This window comes from Marmoricola sp. RAF53, from assembly GCF_052114005.1.
Lineage (GTDB): Bacteria > Actinomycetota > Actinomycetes > Propionibacteriales > Nocardioidaceae > Marmoricola.
Genome location: NZ_JBFRDX010000011.1, coordinates 42,029 through 61,210, shown reverse-complemented (window position 1 = coordinate 61,210; position 19,182 = coordinate 42,029). Strand labels below are relative to the sequence as shown.

Annotated in this window: 16 protein-coding genes; 12 read left to right on the top strand and 4 right to left on the bottom strand. The window is 71.8% G+C overall.

The features are described from left to right. Positions 1-4 precede the first annotated feature (4 nt). The 8 genes from AB4Y76_RS11810 to AB4Y76_RS11775 all read left to right on the top strand — a co-directional run bounded on the left by AB4Y76_RS11810 (position 5) and on the right by AB4Y76_RS11775 (position 9,133). Positions 5-1,771: a DUF4012 domain-containing protein gene (locus tag AB4Y76_RS11810; RefSeq protein ID WP_441925424.1), complete on the top strand. Its 1,767-nt coding sequence runs from the start codon at positions 5-7 to the stop codon at positions 1,769-1,771. A 61-nt stretch (positions 1,772-1,832) separates the two neighbouring features. Then, entirely contained in the window at positions 1,833-3,095 is a 1,263-nt protein-coding gene (locus tag AB4Y76_RS11805; protein WP_441925422.1) for an acyl-CoA dehydrogenase family protein, read from the top strand. Positions 3,096-3,103: 8 nt separating this feature from the next. Continuing rightward, positions 3,104-3,913 carry an SDR family NAD(P)-dependent oxidoreductase gene (locus tag AB4Y76_RS11800; protein WP_441925420.1) on the top strand — a complete coding sequence of 270 codons (810 nt, stop codon included), beginning with the start codon at positions 3,104-3,106 and terminating at the stop codon, positions 3,911-3,913. 22 nt (positions 3,914-3,935) lie between these two features. Continuing rightward, entirely contained in the window at positions 3,936-5,012 is a 1,077-nt protein-coding gene (locus AB4Y76_RS11795) for a phosphotransferase family protein (protein WP_441925418.1), read from the top strand. Positions 5,013-5,097: 85 nt separating this feature from the next. Continuing rightward, complete coding sequence (locus tag AB4Y76_RS11790) at positions 5,098-6,216, top strand: alkaline phosphatase family protein (protein ID WP_441925416.1); 1,119 nt, start codon at positions 5,098-5,100, stop codon at positions 6,214-6,216. Between the two features lie 21 nt (positions 6,217-6,237). Further along, positions 6,238-6,897, top strand: coding sequence for a histidine phosphatase family protein (locus AB4Y76_RS11785; RefSeq protein ID WP_441925415.1), 660 nt, complete (start codon positions 6,238-6,240; stop codon positions 6,895-6,897). A gap of 99 nt (positions 6,898-6,996) precedes the next feature. Beyond that, positions 6,997-8,433 carry a purine-cytosine permease family protein gene (locus AB4Y76_RS11780; protein ID WP_441925413.1) on the top strand — a complete coding sequence of 479 codons (1,437 nt, stop codon included), beginning with the start codon at positions 6,997-6,999 and terminating at the stop codon, positions 8,431-8,433. Then, complete coding sequence (locus tag AB4Y76_RS11775) at positions 8,384-9,133, top strand: SDR family oxidoreductase (protein WP_441925411.1); 750 nt, start codon at positions 8,384-8,386, stop codon at positions 9,131-9,133. The genes AB4Y76_RS11780 and AB4Y76_RS11775 overlap by 50 nt, the downstream gene beginning before the upstream one ends. A gap of 4 nt (positions 9,134-9,137) precedes the next feature. On the opposite strand, the gene AB4Y76_RS11770 is transcribed toward AB4Y76_RS11775, so the two are convergent. The 3 genes from AB4Y76_RS11770 to AB4Y76_RS11760 are packed head-to-tail and all read right to left on the bottom strand — an operon-like array spanning position 9,138 to position 11,689. Then, entirely contained in the window at positions 9,138-10,637 is a 1,500-nt protein-coding gene (locus AB4Y76_RS11770) for a PH domain-containing protein (protein WP_441925409.1), read from the bottom strand. Continuing rightward, complete coding sequence (locus tag AB4Y76_RS11765) at positions 10,634-11,122, bottom strand: PH domain-containing protein (RefSeq protein ID WP_441925407.1); 489 nt, start codon at positions 11,120-11,122, stop codon at positions 10,634-10,636. Before AB4Y76_RS11765 ends, AB4Y76_RS11770 begins: the two co-directional genes overlap by 4 nt. Positions 11,123-11,146: 24 nt before the next feature. Next, the gene (locus AB4Y76_RS11760; RefSeq protein ID WP_441925405.1) at positions 11,147-11,689 is read right to left on the bottom strand and encodes a QsdR family transcriptional regulator; all 543 of its coding nucleotides are present in this window, start codon (positions 11,687-11,689) and stop codon (positions 11,147-11,149) included. An 81-nt stretch (positions 11,690-11,770) separates the two neighbouring features. On the opposite strand from AB4Y76_RS11760, the gene AB4Y76_RS11755 reads away from it, so the two are divergent. Then, the gene (locus AB4Y76_RS11755) at positions 11,771-13,423 is read left to right on the top strand and encodes an FAD-binding dehydrogenase (RefSeq protein WP_441925403.1); all 1,653 of its coding nucleotides are present in this window, start codon (positions 11,771-11,773) and stop codon (positions 13,421-13,423) included. A gap of 25 nt (positions 13,424-13,448) precedes the next feature. Beyond that, positions 13,449-13,826, top strand: a complete 378-nt coding sequence (locus AB4Y76_RS11750; protein WP_441925401.1) for a VOC family protein — start codon at positions 13,449-13,451, stop codon at positions 13,824-13,826. A 35-nt stretch (positions 13,827-13,861) separates the two neighbouring features. Here the strand turns inward: AB4Y76_RS11750 and AB4Y76_RS11745 are convergent, their stop codons facing one another. Beyond that, positions 13,862-14,632, bottom strand: a complete 771-nt coding sequence (locus AB4Y76_RS11745) for a TetR/AcrR family transcriptional regulator (RefSeq protein WP_441925400.1) — start codon at positions 14,630-14,632, stop codon at positions 13,862-13,864. 110 nt (positions 14,633-14,742) lie between these two features. Between AB4Y76_RS11745 and AB4Y76_RS11740 the strand changes: the two genes are divergently transcribed. Both AB4Y76_RS11740 and AB4Y76_RS11735 read left to right on the top strand, forming a co-directional pair. Further along, positions 14,743-16,944: an MMPL family transporter gene (locus AB4Y76_RS11740; RefSeq protein WP_441925398.1), complete on the top strand. Its 2,202-nt coding sequence runs from the start codon at positions 14,743-14,745 to the stop codon at positions 16,942-16,944. Between the two features lie 109 nt (positions 16,945-17,053). Then, entirely contained in the window at positions 17,054-19,159 is a 2,106-nt protein-coding gene (locus tag AB4Y76_RS11735; protein WP_441925396.1) for an acyltransferase family protein, read from the top strand. Positions 19,160-19,182 lie beyond the last annotated feature (23 nt).

Here is a 19,182-nt window from a genome sequence, read left to right as displayed (position 1 = left end):
CTACGTGGGTGGTGAAGGAACGACGCTCGGGTCGAACAAGCGCAGGATCGCGTACGCGCTGATCGTGCTCGCCGGCGTGGCCTTCGGGGTCTTCGTCTGGCAGGCGGTCTCCGCGTCGCGCTCGCTGCTGGACGCCCGCGAGCAGGCGGAGCAGGTCCGGACCCAGGTCCGGGCGGGCGACTTCGACGACGCCACCCGGTCCCTGGACCGGCTCGGGAAGCAGACGGCCCGGGCGCACGACGCCACCGACGGCCTGCTCTGGGACGTCGGCCGGCACGTGCCGTTCGTCGGCGCGAACATCGGCGCGGTGCAGACCGCCGCGGAAGTCCTCGACACGGCCACCCGGGGCAACGCGCCGGTCGCGCTCCAGCTGAGCGAGGCGCTCCAGGAGGGCCGGTTCCGTCCGGTCGACGGCCGGATCGACATCGCCGCGGTGGAGAAGCTCGCGCCGGCGGTCGGCAAGGCGGCCGACTCGATCGAGAAGGCGGCCGACGACCTCGACGAGGTCCGCACGGGCGACCTGGTCTTCCCGTTCAACGACCTCGTCGGCGACCTGCAGACCCAGGTCGAGGAGGCCCGGTCCGCGGCCTCGGCCACGTCGGCGGCGTTCACGCTGCTGCCGGCGATGCTCGGCAAGGACGGCCCGCGCGACTACCTGCTGATGATCCAGAACCCCGCGGAGCTGCGGTCGACCGGCGGCCTGCCCGGCTCGCTCGCCGTGCTGCACGCCGACCAGGGCAAGGTCACGATGACCTGGCAGGGCTCGGCGGGGAAGGTCAACGGGTTCACCGCTCCGGTGGTCAAGCTCCCGGCGGACACCGAGCAGCAGTACGGCCGGACCGTCGCCACCGACTTCCGGGACACCAACTTCACCCCGGACTTCCCGGAGGCCGCCCAGATCGCCCGGGCCATGCTCGAGCGCGCCCAGAAGATCCGCGTCGACGGCGTGGTCTCGATCGACCCGGTGGCGCTGAGCGGCCTGATGGCCGGCACCGGTCCGGTCCAGGCCGGCCACGGCATCACCCTGACCGCGGGCAACGTCGTCCCGACGCTGCTCAACAAGAGCTACCAGCTGCTCCCGGACCAGCTCTCCCAGGACGACTTCTTCGAGACCGTCGCCCGGAAGGTCTTCGACGCCGTGATGGCCGGGCAGGGCAGCCAGGAGCAGGCGGTCAAGGGCCTGGCGACGGGGGCGTCCCAGCACCGGGTGCTGCTCTGGTCGGCCCGCGACGACGAGCAGGCCAGGCTCTCCGGCACCGCGATCGCCGGCGAGCTCGGCCGGAACAGCGGGACCTCGCCGGAGATCGGCGTCTACCTCAACGACAGCGTCGCCGGGAAGGTCGACTACTACCTGCAGATGCGCAGCTCGGCGGCCGCGGTGGACTGCCGCCAGGACGGCTCGCAGGACCTGCGGGCCACCGTCGCGCTGACCTCGACGGTGCCGACGGACATCGCCGGCATCTCGTCCTGGATCCTCGGCGACGGGCGGTACGTACCGCGCGGCACGATCGCGCTGAACCTGCGTGTCTACGGCCCGTACGGCGGCGAGATCACGGCCCTGCGCGTCGACGGCCAGCCGCACTCGGTCACCGCCGACGAGCACCACGGCCGCCAGGTGGCGCTGCTGCCGGTGTCGTTGAAGCCGGGCCAGCAGGTCAACATCACCGCCGACATCCGCACCGCCCGCGGGCAGGACGGCGACGGCCGGTTCTCGACCACGCCGGGGATGGTGCCGGCGCCGAACGGCGTGAAGATCTCCTCCGCCTGCTGATCGGCGGACCCTGTGGACCCAGCGATGCGCCCGGGACCGTGACAGGGCTACTGTCACGGTCATGGATTTCTCCCCCTCTCCCCGGGCGGCGGAGCTCGCCGCCCTCGTCGGGGCCTTCGTGGCCGACGAGATCGAACCGGTCCAGGACGCCTACCACCGCGACGTCGCCGCGGCGGCCGCCTCGGGGACGTGGGCGGAGTCGCCGATCCTCGGTGAGCTGCGGGCGAAGGCCCGGGCCCAGGGGCTCTGGAACCTCTTCCTCCCGGCCGGGCACGACCAGCCCTGGGCGGAGAAGTACGGCACCCGCGGCGGCGCCGGCCTGAGCAACGCCGACTACGCGCCGCTCGCCGAGCTGATGGGCCGGGCGACCTTCCTGGCGCCGTACGTGTTCAACTGCAACGCTCCGGACACCGGCAACATGGAGGTGCTGCTCAAGTACGGCACCCCCGAGCAGCAGGCGGAGTGGCTCGACCCGCTGCTGGACGGCCGGATCCGGTCCGCGTTCTGCATGACCGAGCCGGGGGTGGCGTCGTCGGACGCCACCAACATGGCGGCGACGGCGATCGTCGACGGTGACGAGGTCGTGATCAACGGCAGGAAGTGGTTCAGCTCCGGGGTCGGCCACCCGGACTGCCAGGTCGCCATCTTCATGGGGCTGCGCCATCCGGCGGGGGCCGACCCCGAGGCCGACCGGCACCGCATGCACACGATGGTGCTCGTCCCGATGGACGCGCCCGGGGTGAAGGTCGAGCGGATGCTGTCGACGATGAACGTGCTCGACGAGCCCGTCGGTCACGGCGAGGTCGTCTTCGACGAGGTCCGGGTGCCGAAGGGCAACATCCTGCTCGGCGAGGGCCGTGCCTTCGAGATCGCCCAGGGCCGGCTCGGTCCCGGCCGCGTCCACCACTGCATGCGGCTGATCGGCCAGGCCGAGGTGGCGCTGGAGCTCGCGATCAAGCGTGGGCTGTCGCGGACCGCGTTCGGCAAGCCGCTGGTCAAGCTCGGCGGCAACCCCGAGCGGATCGCCGACGCCCGGATCGCGATCGACCAGGCCCGGCTGCTCGTCCTCAACGCCGCCTGGAAGCTCGACGTCGGCGGCCCGCTGAACGCGCTCTCCGAGGTCAGTCAGATCAAGGTCATCGTCCCGAACATGGCGCAGCAGGTCATCGACATGGCGATGCAGATGCACGGCGGCGGCGGGATGTCGCAGGACTTCCCGCTCGCGGCGATGTGGACCAACGCCCGCGCGCTCCGGCTCGCCGACGGCCCCGACGAGGTGCACCGCGGCGTCGTGGCGCGGCTCGAGATCGGCAAGCACCTATGACCTCCCCGGTGGTTGAGGAGGGCGCGCAGCGCCCGTCTCGAAACCCGTCTCGCATCCTCGTCACCGGAGGCTCCTCCGGCCTCGGCGCCGCGCTCTGCCGGGCGCTGGTCGCGCGCGGCGACCAGGTGGTCAGCGCCGACCTGAACCCGCCGGCCGAGCCGGTCGAGGGCGTCGAGCACCTCCACCTCGACGTCCGCTCCGACGACGACTGGGCAGCCGCGGTCGCCTGGGTCGAGCAGCACTGGGGCGGGCTCGACGTGCTCCACAACAACGCCGGCGTCGCCGGGGGCGGCCGGATCGACGTGGCCGGCCTCGACGAGTGGCAGTGGATCACCGAGATCAACCTCTTCGGCGTCGTCCGCGGCACCAAGGCGTTCGTGCCGATGATGAAGGCGGCCGGCAGCGGGCTGATCGTCAACACCGCCTCGCTCGCCGGCCTGGTGCACCCGGCCGGGATGGGCTCCTACAACGCGGTCAAGGCCGCCGTCGTCGCCTTCACCGAGACGATGGGCCACGAGCTCGCCGAGCACGGCATCCGGACCGCGGTCGTCTGCCCGTCCTACTTCCGCACGCCGCTGGTCGAGAACATGCAGGGCACCGACACGGCCGTCGGCGCGGTCATCGGCGTCCTGGTCGCCGAGGCGCCGCTCGGTCCCGACGAGATCGCCGCCGAGATCCTGGAGGCGCTCGACCGCGGCGAGGAGCTGATCCTGCCGGACGAGGCCGCGCGGGCGGCGTACGGATTGAAGGTCGGCGACCGGGCGACGTACGACCAGGTGATGCGCAAGCAGGCCGCCCGGCTCAACGCGATGGGCTGAACACGAGGGAAGGGGAGCAGCAGTGACCGACACCATTGAAGGTGCGAGCAAGGTCCGCGAGGAGGACGCGTTCGACCTGGAGGCGGTGCGCTCCTGGCTGGCCGCGCAGGGGACCGAGCTCGTCGGTGACGTCGAGGTGCAGCAGTTCGGCGGCGGCGCCTCGAACCTCACCTACTCGCTCCGGACTGCCGAGGCGGACCTGATCCTGCGCCGGCCGCCGGCCGGCAAGAAGGCGGCCGGCGCCCACGACATGGGCCGCGAGTTCCGGGTGCAGTCGGCGCTCCAGGAGCCGTTCGGCCTGGTGCCGGAGATGGTCGCGTTCTGCGACGACGAGTCGGTGATCGGCTCGGACTTCTACGTGATGCAGCGCCTCGACGGCCTGATCCCGCGGCGCGACCTGCCCGCGGGCCTCGACCTCGACGAGGCCGGCGCCCGCGACCTGTGCCGGACCTTCGTCGACACCCTGATCCAGCTCCACCGGGTCGACACCAGCCGCCCGGACATCGCCGCGATGGGCAAGGGCTCCGGGTACGTCGAGCGCCAGATCACCGGCTGGACCGGCCGCTACCGCAACGCGATGACCGACGACGCCCCCGCCTTCGAGCGGGTGACGGCCTGGCTCGTCGAGCGGATGCCCGCCGACGTCGCCAACTGCGTCATCCACAACGACTACCGGTTCGACAACGTCGTGCTCGACAGGAGCGACCCCAGCCGGATCATCGGTGTCCTGGACTGGGAGATGGCCACCCTCGGCGACCCGCTGATGGACCTCGGCAGCACGCTCTCCTACTGGGTGCAGGCCGACGACGACGAGGGGTTCCAGCTCGTCCGGCGGCAGCCGAGCAACGTGCCGGGGATGTTCACCCGCGCCGAGTTCGTGGAGTACTACTGCGAGCGGATGGCCGACATCATCGGGCGCAGTTCGGTGACCCCGGAGGAGTGGAAGTTCTACGAGGTCTACGGGCTCTTCCGGTTCGCCGTGATCGCCCAGCAGATCTACTACCGCTACTTCCACGGCCAGACCACCAACGAGGTGTACGCCGCGTTCGGCCAGGCGGTGCACTACTACGAGGACCGGTGCCTGCGCGTCATCGGCTGATCACCGGCCGATCTCCCGGGGGGTCTGGCGCAGCGCGGCCCGCGCCAATAGTCTGCGCGCGCACCCGACCTGGAGGTCCTCCCGCATGAAGCTGCTCCTCCGTGGCGCCCTCGCGCTCGCCACCGTCCTCGGACTCGCCGTCCTCCCCGGCGTCTCCACCTCGACCGCGTCCGGCGCGACCCCGGTGGGGCCGCCGGTGGGGCCGCCGGTGGGGCACGTCTTCATGATCGTGTACGAGAACGAGGACGCCACCAGCACCTGGGACCGCCAGGGCGCGGCGCCGTACCTGGCCAACACGCTGCGCGACCAGGGCGTGCTGCTCGAGCAGTACTACGGCACCGGTCACGCGTCGCTGGACAACTACGTGTCGATGATCTCCGGCCAGGGTCCGAACCTGCAGACCCAGGCCGACTGCCAGGTCTACACCGAGTTCCTGCGGCTGTTCACCGTCGCGCCGGGTCAGGCCGTCGGGACCGGCTGCGTCTACCCGGCCGACGTCAAGACCGTGGCGGACCAGCTGACCGCCGCCGGTCGCACCTGGCGCGGCTACATGCAGGAGATGGGCACGCCGTGCCGGCACCCGCAGCTGAACGGTGTCGACGACACCCAGAAGGCGAAGGTCGGCGACAACTACGCGACCCGGCACAACCCGTTCATGTACTTCCACTCGATCATCGACGACGCCGCTTCCTGCCGCGAGCACGTCGTCGACCTCGGCCAGCTGCCCGCCGACCTCGCGAGCGTCAGCACGACGCGGAACCTCACCTTCATCACGCCGGGACTGTGCGAGGACGGTCACGACGCGCCGTGCGCCGACGGCCGGCCCGGCGGCCTGACCAGCTTCGACGAGTTCCTGCGCACCTGGGTGCCGCGGATCCTGGCCTCGCCGGCCTTCCAGGCCGACGGCATGCTCGTCATCACCGCCGACGAGGGCGAGATCAGCCCGGGATCCGCCGGCGCCTGCTGCGGCCAGGGTTCGACCCCGAACGCCCTGCTCCCGGGGCTGCTCGGCCTCGGTGGCGGCCGGATCGGGGCGCTGGTGGTGGCACCGCGCTGGGTCGCTCCGGGCACGACCTCGACGAAGCCGTACAACCACTACTCGTGGCTGCGCACGGTCGAGGACCTGTTCGGTTTGCCGTACCTCGGTTACGCCGGCGACCGCCAGCAGGCATCCTTTGCGGGTGACGTCTTCAACAAGCCCTGACCCGACCCGCGCCGAACGCTGATGGGCCAGATCCTGCTGGTCCGGCACGGCCAGGCCTCCTTCGGCGCCGAGGACTACGACGCCCTCTCCTCGCTCGGCTTCGAGCAGGGCAAGCTCCTCGGCACCGCGCTCGCGGCCCGGGGCATCGCGGTCGACGCCGTCGTGCACGGCACCATGCGCCGGCACCGGGAGACGGCCGAGGCCTGCGCCGCGGCGGCGGGCTGGGACCTCCCGCCCACGGTCGACCCCGGCTGGGACGAGTTCGACTTCCTCTCCGTGCTGGCCGCGCACCCGCCGACCCACGAGGGCGAGCCGACCAAGGCGGAGTTCCAGCGCTGGTTCGAGGAGGCGACGGCGGCGTGGATCGGCGGCGCTACCGGCGGAGGTGCGGAGTCCTTCGCCGGCTTCACCGCCCGCGTCTCCGACGCGCTCGCGCGCACGACGGAGCTGGCCGCGGGCGGCCGCACCGTCGCCGTCTTCACCTCCGGCGGACCCGTCGGCTGGGCGGTCGCCGAGGTCCTCTCCCCGGGCGGTGACGCCGACCTCTGGACCCGGCTCAACCGGATGGCGGTCAACGCCGCACTCACCCGGTTGGTCACCGGCCGCCGCGGGCTGAACCTGCTCAGCTACAACGACCAGTCGCACCTCGAGGGCGTCCCCGGCGCCGTCACCTACCGCTGAGCTTCCACAAAGTTTCCCGACCCGCGTACTCGACGGCACCTTCCGGGAGTCCTCCCTGATGACGGGCTGACCACCGGCCCCCGTCGGAAGGGGCGAGTCGTGGGAGCGACGACCGGACGAGTGGAGCGGCGGACCATCGACGTGGTCCCCGACGACGAGCGGCACGGGAGCCCGTCGAGCCAGTTCACCCTGTGGGTGGGCGCGAACCTGCAGATCACCGCGATCGTGGACGGTGCCCTGGCGGTCGTCTTCGGCGCCGACGCGCTCTGGGCGATCGTCGGGCTGCTGATCGGCAACCTCCTCGGCGGCGCGGTGATGGCGCTGCACGCCGCCCAGGGCCCGCGGCTGGGGCTGCCGCAGATGATCTCCAGCCGGGCGCAGTTCGGCGTGTACGGCGCAGCCGTCCCGCTCGTCCTCGTGGTCCTCATGTACCTCGGCTTCGGGGCCACCGGCAGCGTCCTCGCCGGCCAGGCGCTCAGCAACGGACTCGGGCTCGACAGCCCGCGGACCGGCATCGTCCTGTTCGGCCTGGCCACCGCCGTGCTCGCCTTCCTCGGCTACCGGGCGATCCACTGGATCGGCCGGGTCTCGACCGTCGCCGGCATCCTCGCCTTCGGCTACCTGACCGTCCGGATCCTCGCCGAGCATCCCCTCGGCTCGATCCTGGGCGGCGCGCGGTTCGCGTTCCCGACCTTCCTCCTCGCCGTCGCGCTCGGCGCCGGCTGGCAGCTCACCTTCGGTCCGTACGTCGCGGACTACAGCCGCTACCTGCCGCGGGACACCTCGACCCGGGCGACCTTCGGCGCCACCTACGCCGGCACTGTGCTCGGCTCGCAGGCGTCGATGACCCTCGGCGTGCTGGTCGCCTCGCTCCCGGTCACCGCCGGGGAGGCGGGCTTCCTCGGCGACCAGGTCGGGTACCTCGGCGAGCTCGCCGGCGGCGGCGCGGCGGCCACGGCGGTGTTCCTGGTGATCGTCTGCGGCAAGCTCGCGGTCAACTGCCTCAACGCCTACGGCGGCTTCATGACCGTGCTCACCGCGGTGTCGGGGTTCACCCGGCGCACCAGCGTCTCGCCGGCCGCGCGAGCCCTGGTCATCGGCGGCTTCCTCGCGGTCTCCGTGGGGATCGGGCTGTTCTCGTCCGCGGACTTCCTGGCCAACTTCAAGAACTTCGTGCTCGTGCTGCTGATGGTGTTCACGCCGTGGAGCGCGATCAACCTGGTCGACTACTACCTGATCTCGAAGGAGCGGATCGACGTGCCCGCCCTCTACGACCCCGACGGGCGGTACGGGCGCTGGAACGGCGTCGCGCTGGCGTCGTACGGGATCGGGGTGGTGGTGCAGGTCCCGTTCCTGGCGCAGAAGCTCTACACCGGGCCGGTCACCGAGCTGCTCGGCGGCGCGGACATCTCCTGGCTGGTCGGGCTGGCCGTCACCGCGGCCGTCTACTACGCCTGGGCCGGACGCCGTCTGACAGGATCGGCTCATGCCGAAGACGATCTTGATCACCGGAGCGAGCAGCGGGCTCGGAGCTGAGATGGCGCGGCAGTTCGCCGCGAAGGGCTACGACCTGGCGCTGTGCGCGCGTCGTACCGACAAGCTGGACGAGCTCAGGGCGGAGATCCTCGCCGCCGACCCGGCGCGCCGGGTCGAGGTCCGTGCGCTCGACGTCACCGACGACGACCAGGTCTTCGAGGTCTTCCGCGCGTTCCAGGCCGACTTCGGCACGGTCGAGCGGATCGTCATCAACGCCGGGCTCGGCAAGGGCGCCCCGCTCGGCACCGGCCGGTACGACGCCAACAAGCAGACCGCGATGACCAACTTCGTCGCCGCCCTGGCCCAGTCCGAGGCGGCGATGGAGATCTTCCGGGCCCAGAACGCCGGCCACTTCGTGATGATCAGCTCGATGTCGGCGGTCCGCGGGATGCCGAAGAACCTGACCACGTACGCCGCCACCAAGGCCGGGGTCGCCCACCTCGCCGAGGGCCTGCGCGCCGAGCTGTACGGCAAGCCGATCAAGGTGACCGTGCTCTACCCGGGCTACATCGCCTCGGAGATGAACGACAAGGTCGCGCAGTCCACCCCGCTGATGGCGAGCACCGAGAAGGGCGTCCGGGCGATGGTCGACGCCATCGAGAAGGAGAAGGCCTCCGCGGCGGTCCCGGCGCTGCCCTGGGCTCCCCTCGGGATGGTCATGAAGCACGCGCCGATGCCGGTGTTCAAGAAGCTGATCTAGCGGGTCACGCGCAGAACTGCGCCACCAGCCCCGGGAGGGCCTGGTGGGCCAGCGCGGTCCCGACCTCCTCGGGCACGTCCACGACGGCGTACTTCTTGTCGCCGGCCGCGGTGGTGGCGACGAGGGTGACCACGCCGGCGCGCCGCTGGAACCAGTTCTGGTGGACCTGCCAGCCGATGATGCCGTGGCGGAGCAGCAGGTGCCGGTGCCGGTTGACCTTCGGAGCCCCGGCGACGAGGTGGTGCGCGGTGAGCGCGTGGCCGAGGGCCCGGTAGCGGTCCAGCCCGATCAGCACGGCGAACGGCACCAGCACCAGCGGGAGCAGCACGACCCACCACGGCAGGTCGGCCGAGATCGCGACGACGGCGGCGACGAGGCAGAGGCCGAGCACCCCGCGCAGCGGACGGAGCAGCTGGCGTCGTCGGGCGCGGGGGCCGTGCGGGAGCAGCGGCACCTCCAGTGCTTCGACGTCGCCGAAGGCCTCCCGGCAGAACGCGTCGACCACCCGGTACGGCGCCGCCGGCACGACCTGCGCCGAGCTCTTCGAGTCGTCCTCCTTCAGGCCGGTCACCAGCGCCCGGGCCGAACCGCCGCCGACCAGCCGCAGCCCGGCCGGGCGGCAGACGGTGACGCCGCGCACCCGGGAGACGTCGATGCTGGTCTCCTTGGTGGAGAGCAGGCCCTTGCGGATGTGCCAGGACCGGCCGGCCCGGTCGCGGGAGAAGGTGAAGCCCCAGTTGGTCAGCGCGTACCCGGCGACGGAGAGCACCACCAGGGTGATCCCGACCAGCAGCGCCCCGCCCGCGACCAGGGCGACGACCGGGATGCCGTTCGTGCTCCGGTCGAGCTTCTCCAGGACCCGGCTCGCCGGTTCCTGGAACGGCCCGGACGCGGCCGCGAGCGCACCGGCCGCGATGAACAGCCCGGTGCCGGTGAAGGGGGCGAGCAGCAACCAGCTCGGGTCGAAGCGGAGCAGGACGTCGTCGTCGGGCTGCGGGCCGGCCAGGTCCGGGACCACCGGAGCGACGCCCGAGGCCGGAACCTGCGCCGCCGTGCCCGCGTGCAGCAGCGCGGCCCGCAGCGCGCGGGCCTGCGCGGTCGGCAGCGCGTTGAGCTCGAGGCCGGCGTCGTCGCCGGTGCCGATCCGGACCTTGGCCAGCGCGAGCACGCGGTGGATCGGGCTCGCGTCCAGCGCGACCGTGCGGACCTTGTCGAGCCGGGCCCGGGTGACGTGGTTGCTGATCAGCCCGTGCCGCAGCTCGACGTGCTCGTGGGTGATCCGGAACGCGGTGGTGGCGTAGCGCCAGATCCCGAGCGCGACCGGGATGGCCACGACGAGCAGGTGCCAGACGTCGGGTCCGCCGGACCCGAGGAAGAGCAGGGCGAGCAGCGGGACCGCGAGCCGGGCGACCTCGCCGACCGGGTAGACGAGCAGCATCTTGGGGTCGAGCCGGCGCCAGTCCACCTCGGGGACGGCGAGCGGGCCGGCGTCCGACGCGGTCACGTGGCGTCCCCGACCTCGGCCTCGGCGGCGGCGGTCAGCCGGGCGGTGAGCTCCTCGGCGACCGCGCGGTCGAGCAGCTCGATGGTGAGGTCCTCGTCGGAGGCGGTGCTGACACTGACCGTGGCGAGCCCGAGCATCCGGTCGATGACGCCCTGGTGGAACTCGACGGTCTGCACCCGCGACATCGGGGCGATCTCCCGGGTGCGGCCGATCCAGCCGGTCTGGGTGTAGATCGCCGTCGGCGTGGTCTCCCAGCGGTGGGTCGCGTAGCGCAGCCGCGGCATCAGGACCAGGTAGGCGCCGGCGAGCACCAGGTACGCCGGCCACCAGAGCCACCAGCCGGCCGCGTCGGTCGCGACGGTCACGCCGACGAGGACGCCGACGCCGACCAGCACGAGGATGCCCGCGCCGATCCGCCAGCGCAGCCTGGCCCTGGGGGAGACGAGGTTCGCCGGATCGCGCAGGACCGGTGCCGAGTCAGCCATGGCTCCAGCCTAGGTGGCGCCGCCTCACCCCAGGAGCAGGTCGATCACCGCGACCGCGTCGTCGACGGCCGGCCGGCTCTGGATGATCGCGTCGTTGTAGACGAAGCCCTCGATCAGCCGGACCACCGCGTAGCCGAGCAGGGCGGTGTCGGCGCGCGGGGTCCAGGTGCCGCGGGCGGCCTCCTCGTCGAGCTGCGCGACGGTCCGGGCGACCAGCCGGTCCTGGAACGGCCCGCGGGCGGTCAGCAGGCGCAGGGCGACCGAGGTCTCGTTGCGCAGGAAGGCGTGCAGCGGCTCCGAGGCGATCACGATCTCGAGGTAGCGGCGGAGCGCCTCGCGGAGCCGGCTCGCGCCGCGGCGCCGGGCGGTGGCGGCCCAGATGTCGTCGAGGGCGCGTTCGCTGAGCGCCCAGATCACGTCCTGCAGCAGCCGGTCGCGGCCACCGGTCCAGCGGTAGAGGGTGTTGCGGGAGACGCCGATCTCGCCGGCCAGCTCGCGCATGTCGACGCGGCGGCCGGCCAGGTAGCTGCGGGTGGCCGCGGCGTACGCGTCCTCGGGACTGGCCATGGAGGCACTGTAGCCACCCTCGGTACACAGGTGCGATGTGTCACCTTGTGGGACATCTGGACGATGTGTCACCCTCGGGTCATGGATGCTGACGTCGTCGTCGTGGGTGCCGGCCTGGCCGGCCTGGTCGCCACCGCAGAGCTCGCGGACGCGGGCAAGAAGGTGCTGCTGCTGGACCAGGAGCCGGCCCAGAGCCTCGGCGGCCAGGCGTTCTGGTCGCTCGGCGGCCTCTTCCTGGTCGACTCCCCGGAGCAGCGCCGGATGGGCATCAAGGACTCCCGCGAGCTCGCCCTCCAGGACTGGCTGGGCAGCGCGCAGTTCGACCGCGAGTCCGACCACTGGCCGCGGAAGTGGGCCGAGGCGTACGTCGACTTCGCGGCCGGCGAGAAGCGGCAGTGGCTCCACGACCAGGGCCTGCGGTTCTTCCCGGTCGTCGGCTGGGCCGAGCGCGGCGGCGGCCTCGCCGGCGGGCACGGCAACTCGGTGCCGCGGTTCCACCTCACCTGGGGCACCGGTCCCGGCGTGGTGGCGCCGTTCGAGCGCCGGGTCCGCGAGGCCGTCGCGCAGGGCCGCGTCGAGCTCTGCTTCCGGCACCGGGTCGACGACCTGGTGAAGACCGAGGGGGTCGTCACAGGCGTCCGCGGCGCGCTGCTCGCCGACGACGGCATGGACCGCGGCAAGGCGTCGAACCGCGACGAGATCGGCGACTTCGAGTACTCCTGCCAGGCGGTGGTCGTGACCTCCGGCGGCATCGGCGGCAACCACGACCAGGTCCGCAAGCAGTGGCCGGTCGACCGCCTCGGCGAGCCGCCGAAGTTCATGGTGGCGGGCGTCCCGGCGCACGTCGACGGCCGGATGCAGGCGATCACCGAGTCCGCGGGCGCCGAGATCATCAACCCGGACCGGATGTGGCACTACACCGAGGGCCTGCGGAACTGGGACCCGATCTGGGAGAACCACGGCATCCGGATCCTGCCCGGCCCGTCGTCGCTGTGGCTCTCGGCCACCGGCGAGCGCTTCGGTGCCCCGTACCTGCCGGGCTTCGACACCCTCGGCACCCTCGGCGCGATCATGCGCACCGGCTACGACTACTCCTGGTTCGTCCTCACCCAGAAGGTGATCGAGAAGGAGTTCGCGCTCTCCGGCTCCGAGCAGAACCCCGACCTCACCGGCAAGGACGTCAAGCTGCTGCTCTCCCGGGTGCGCCCGGGCGCGCCGGGTCCGGTGGAGGCGTTCAAGCAGCACGGCGAGGACTTCGTCGTCGCCGACGACGTGGCCGACCTGGTCGCCGGGATGAACCGGGTCGCGGGCAGCGACCTGATCACCGTCGACTCGCTCACCAGGACCATCACCGAGCGCGACCGCGAGCTCGACAACCCGTTCACGAAGGACATCCAGCTGACCTACGTCCGCGGCCACCGCAGCTACCGCGGCGACAAGCTGATCCGGACCGCCTCGCCGCACAAGTTCCTCGACGCGAAGAACGGCCCGCTGATCGCGGTGCGGCTCAACATCCTCACCCGCAAGACCCTCGGCGGCCTGCACACCGACCTCGACGCCCGGGTGCTGCAGCCGGACGGCACCCCGCTCCCGGGCGTGTACGCCGCGGGCGAGGTGGCCGGCTTCGGCGGCGGCGGCGTGCACGGGTACAACGCCCTGGAGGGCACCTTCCTCGGCGGCTGCATCTTCTCCGGGCGGGTCGCCGGCCGGGCGGCCGCGGCCGCGATCGGCTGAGGGCGGCCCCGCTAGGCTGCCTCCCATGAGCGGACGTGTCGTGCACTTCGAGATCCCCTTCGACGACGGGGACCGGGCCCGCAAGTTCTACGCCGACGCCTTCGGCTGGCGGATCGCCGAGATCCCCGAGATGCACTACTCGATCGTCCAGACCGGCCCGGCCGGCGACGGCGGGTTCCCGGCCGAGCCCGGCTACATCGGTGGCGGGATGCTGAAGCGCGAGTCGCCCACCGACCGCCCGGTGATCACGATCGACGTCGACGACATCGACGAGGCGCTGGCGAAGATCGAGTCCCTCGGCGGCATGACCGTGCTCGGTCGCCAGGACGTCGGCGACATGGGCTGGGCGGCGTACTTCAAGGACGTCGAGGGCAACCTGATGGGGCTCTGGCAGACCCGCTGAGCCGAGGGTTTCGAGACAGGCGCTGCGCGCCTTCCTCAACCACCGGTGGCGAGGAGCTCGCTGATCAGGACCCGCAGCCGCGGCAGGTCGTCGACCAGCCCGAGCGGCTCGGCCTGGTCCTCGACCATCGCGCGGAACAGGTGCGCCTGCTCGACGATGCGCGGGTCGATGTGCCGGAAGACCTCCAGGGTCACGGTGCCGTAGAGCCGCGACCAGGCGCGCTCGAGGACCCAGACCAGGCCGCGGAGCTCGTCCGGTACGGCGGTCAGGTCGGCCGGCACGGCGGGGTCGCGGAGGATCTCGGCGAGCCCGGGGTCGAGCTCGTCGAGCGCGGGGACCGGGAACGGCTTCGCGGCCCAGAGCGTGAACAGCAGCTCGGAGAACTTCATCCCGGTCGAGGCGGAGGCGGTGAGTTCGTCGATGCAGTCGACGTCGACGTTGGTGAAGACCAGCGCGAACTCCTCGCGGTTGGTCAGTGCCCACTGCCGGAACTCGACCGTCGCCGCGATCAGCCGCGCCGCGGGGTCCTCGGCGGGCTGAGCGTCGGAGGCCCGGGTGATCCGCTCGGCCACGTCGGCGTCGATCGCGATCGCGACCGTCCGGACGAGCTCTTCGTGGCTGGGGGCGTACCGGTAGAGCGCGGGCGCGGTCATGCCGAGCTCGCGCGCGATCGCCCGCAGGGTGACCTCGCCGCGGTTGACCAGCAGCGTGCGGGCAGCGGCGACGATCCGCGCCTTGGTGGCGGCGTGGGTCTGCTCCCGGGTGGTCGGACCGGGGGCGGGTGTCGAGCTCTGCACGGTGGTCATGGCTGGCTGCACTCTAACTGCTTGACAAGCACGGGGTTTACACCGTTTAGTTTACACCGTTCACCGTAAACGGTGTAAACACTGTCTTCGAACCGCAGCCGGGAGTCGTCATGCTGAACCGTTGGACCCAGTTCCTGCTCCGCCGCACCAGGCTCGTCCTCGCCCTGGGGATCGTCGCGACCGTCGCCGCGGCGGCGTACGGGTTCGGGGTCTTCGACTCGCTCGGCAAGGGCGGGTTCGACGACCCGAAGAGCGACGCGGCCAAAGAGCTCGCCCGGGAGCAGGCGGTCTACGGCAACAAGAACGTCGACGTGATCGTGCTCTACCGGAGCAAGGACCTGAGCGCCGACGACCCCGCGTTCAAGGCCGAGGTCGAGCACACCCTGGACGGCATCCCGCGCGGCACCACCACCTCGGTGCTGACCTACTGGGACACCCAGGACCCCGGGATGAGGTCCACCGACGGCCACGCGGTCCAGGTGCTCATCTCCGTGGCCGGCGACACCCAGGCCGAGCAGGCCGACAACAACGACCTGCTCGCCCCGGCGCTGGAGTCCGGCGACCTCGAGACCGACATCGCCGGGCCGTGGGCGGTCTACAAGGGCGTCAACGAGACGGTCAGCGAGGACCTCGCCCGCGCCGAGCTGATCACGCTGCCGATCGTGCTGATCCTGTCGCTGCTGATCTTCGGCAGCCTGGTGGCCGCCGCGATGCCCGTGATGGTCGGCGCGATCTCCGTCGTGGGTGCGCTCGCGATCGTCCGGCTGATCACCAACTTCACCGAGGTCTCGATCTTCTCCATCAACGTGATCTCCCTGCTCGGGATGGGGTTGGCGATCGACTACGCCCTGTTCGTGATCAGCCGGTACCGCGAGGAGCTCGCGCTGCGCCCCGAGGACGACCCGACGGCGCCGCGCGAGGCGATGCGCGTCACCCTCGGCACGGCGGGGCGCACGGTCCTGATCTCCGGCCTCACCGTCGCCGCCGCGATGTCGGCCCTGCTGGTCTTCCCGCAGAACTTCCTGCGCAGCCTCGGGTACGGCGGCATCGCGGCCGTCGTGATCGCGGCCGCCACGGCGCTCACCGTCCTCCCCGCCGTGCTGCTCCTGCTCGGCCGCCGGATCGACGCCGGCCGGCTGCCCTGGCGGCGCGGCAAGCCGGTCGCGGTCGACACCGAGCACGGCGCCTGGGCCCGGCTCGCGCACGCGGTGATGCGCCGTCCCGTGGTGGTGATGGTCGTGATCGTCGGGGCGCTGCTCTTCCTGGCCTCGCCGTTCCTCGGCGTGAAGTGGGGCTCGGTCGACTACCGGGTGCTGCCGCCGGACCACCCGGCGCACGTCGCCGCGGTCAAGCTCAACCAGCAGTTCGGCGAGGAGAAGTCGACCGCGAACATCCTGCTGGAGACCGGGGACCGGACCGAGGTGGCGGCGTACGTCGCCCGGGTGCAGCGGGTCGACGGCGTCCTGGACGTCCGCCCGGTCGACGCGAAGGACGGCACCACGCTGCTGCGCGCCACCTGGGGCGGCAACAGCCAGGCCGACGCGTCCCGGGAGGTCGTGAAGGAGATCCGTGCCGTGCCCGGCCCGGACGGCGAGCACGTGCTGGTCGGCGGGCTGAGCGCCGACACCGTGGACCTGCTCGCCTCCATCAAGGCGCACCTGCCCTGGATGGCCGCGATCATCGTCGCGGTGATGCTGATGCTGCTCTTCCTGGCCTTCGGGTCGGTGGTGCTGCCGGTGAAGGCCGTCCTGATGAACGTCCTGTCGATCACCGCCTCCTTCGGCGTGATCACCTGGATCTTCGCCGACGGCCGCCTGGAGGGCCTGCTCGGCTACACCTCCACCGGCTTCCTGGACGCGACCCAGCCGATCTTCATGCTCGCGATCCTGGTCGGGCTCTCGATGGACTACGAGGTCTTCCTGCTCAGCCGCGTCCGCGAGGAGTGGGACCGGACCACCGACCTGATCGCCGACCCCACCGAGCGGAACACCCACGCGGTCGCGGTCGGCGTGCAGAAGACCGGCCGGATCATCACCTCGGCGGCGCTCCTGCTCGCCGTCGTGATCGGCGGCTTCTCCACCAGCGGCATCGTCTTCATGAAGATGATCGGCGTCGGCATGCTGGTGGCGCTGCTCATCGACGCGACCGTGGTCCGGGCACTGCTGGTCCCGGCGACGATGAAGCTGCTCGGCCGGTGGAACTGGTACGCGCCCGCGCCGCTGCAGCGGTTCTGGGAGCGGTACGGAATCCGGGAGACCGATGCCCCGGCGGCGGCCGAGGCGCCCGCGCGGGAGCCCGTCGGCATCGGCTGACGGGCCGGGGCGGGGTCCGACCGTATCCTTCGACCGGCTCGGGCGTTATCCCGCATGATCCGGCCAACGCCCTGGGGAGGTGCGAAACCGGGCTAGATGTAGGAAACCGATGACCCAGACTGCAGCGCCGCCGAAGCACCGCTCGAGCCAGCGGGACGGCGGTCCCCGTGAAGCGGGCGTCGCCGCTCCGACCGCCACCCGTTCCCGGATCATCCCCGGGATCCAGGGCCTGCGCGCGATCGCCGTGCTCCTCGTGGTCGCGTACCACGCCGGGCTGCCGATCGGTTCGGGCTACGTCGGCGTCGACGTCTTCTTCGTGATCTCCGGCTTCGTGATCACCCGGATGCTCTTCAACGCCACCGAGAAGCGGCGAAAGATCAGCTTCCGCACCTTCTGGGCCGGCCGGATCCGGCGGCTGCTGCCGGCGTCGGCGGCGATGCTGGTCCTCGTCCTCTTCCTGAGCATCCCGCTGATGTCGCCGGTGCTCTCCCAGCCGATCGTCGCCGGAACCGCGGTGTCGGCGACCTTCTGGTTCTCCAACGCCACCCTGATGGTCACCACCTTCGGGTACTTCAACCCGGCGGCCGAGGCCAACCCGCTGCTGCACACCTGGTCGCTGGCGGTCGAGGAGCAGTTTTACCTCGTCTTCCCCGTGCTGCTCGCGGGCGCGTTCTGGTTCGCCCGTCGCCGCGGCGTCTCGCGGGTGCGCACCACCGTGTGGCTGGTGGTGCTCGTCTCGCTGGGCTCGTTCGCGATGAGCGCGTTCCTCACCTACGCCTCGCTCCCGGTGCCGATCGGTCCGACCTTCGCGTTCTACGCGCCGTTCACGCGGGCCTGGGAGTTCGGGGTGGGGGCCCTGATCGCGCTCGCGGCGTACGCCGGGAAGGTGCACGGCCGTCGTACGGCGGACGCCCTCGGCGTGGCCGGGGTGGTGCTGCTCGTGGCGAGCCTGGTGCTCCTGACCAACCCGGCGCTGTTCCCGGGAGCGGTCGCGGCCCTCCCGGTCACCGCCGCCGGCCTGCTCATCTGGAGTGCCGTCGCCGGCGGCCGGGTCGCCGACGTCCTCGCGAAGGGCCCGATGACCTACCTCGGTGACCGGTCCTACGGCTGGTACCTCTACCACTGGCCGGTGATCGTCTTCGCCGGGACGTTCTTCGATCCCGGTCACACCCCGGTCGTGGTCCGCGTGCTCGCCGCGCTCGTCGGCCTGGGGCTGGCCGTCGTCAGCTACACCTACCTGGAGCAGCCGATCCGGCACCGGACCTGGTTCAGCACCGTGCCGACCTGGCGGCTGGCCGCGGGGCTGATGGTCTTCCCGCTCCTGCTCGCCGCGGTCACGATCACCGGCGCCCGGGCGAGCTGGTGGAGCCAGGACGTGAAGCTGCTGGCCGACGGGGTCAGCCACACGCCGTGGAAGTACCAGGCCGACTGCCAGTCGCTCACCAAGGTCGGGGACCGGGACATGACGGGCTGCACGGTGTCGTCGCCGACGTCGAAGGGCGAGGGGATCATCCTGGTCGGCGACTCGAACGCGGGCGTGTACGCCGACGCCATGGTCGAGGTCGCGCGCCGGCTGAACCGGCCGGTGACCATCGCCACGGTCCCCGGCTGCCCGCTGACCGACCTCGACCCGGTCACCAAGCAGACCGGGTTCGTGCAGAAGTGCAGCCCGTACACCGACTCGACGCTGAGGTGGCTGGCGAAGCAGAAGCCGTCGTACGTCGTGGTCGCCTCGGGTGGTGGCCAGGTGGACAACGCCGACGTCGCGCTGAAGGACCCTGCGGGCACCCAGGCCGACACCCGGGCGGAGAAGTCGGCGCTGTCGGCCGCCGCGATGACCCGGGTCTACGGCAAGGTCGAGGCGATGGGGCACCGGGTGGTGCAGATCCGGATGGTGCCGCACTTCGACTGGACGCCCGCCGGGTGCCGGCTGGTCGACATCGTCCGCGACCCGACGGCGTGCGGCGAGACCATGTCGCTCGCGACCGCCGACAAGGACGAGGCCGGGGCCATGACCGCGATGGACCGGGCCGCGTCGAACCTCGGCATCCCGCAGATCGACGTCCGCCCGCAGCTGTGCCCCGACGGGGTCTGCGCCACCAACCGGGGTAGTTTCTGGGTGTACGAGAACGGCTCGCACCTGAGCTACCGGGGCGCGATGACCCTGGTTCCCGCGCTCACGAACGCTCTCCGGACCGAGCTCGCGCGGGGCTGACGCCCGGGAATGGACCTCCGGCC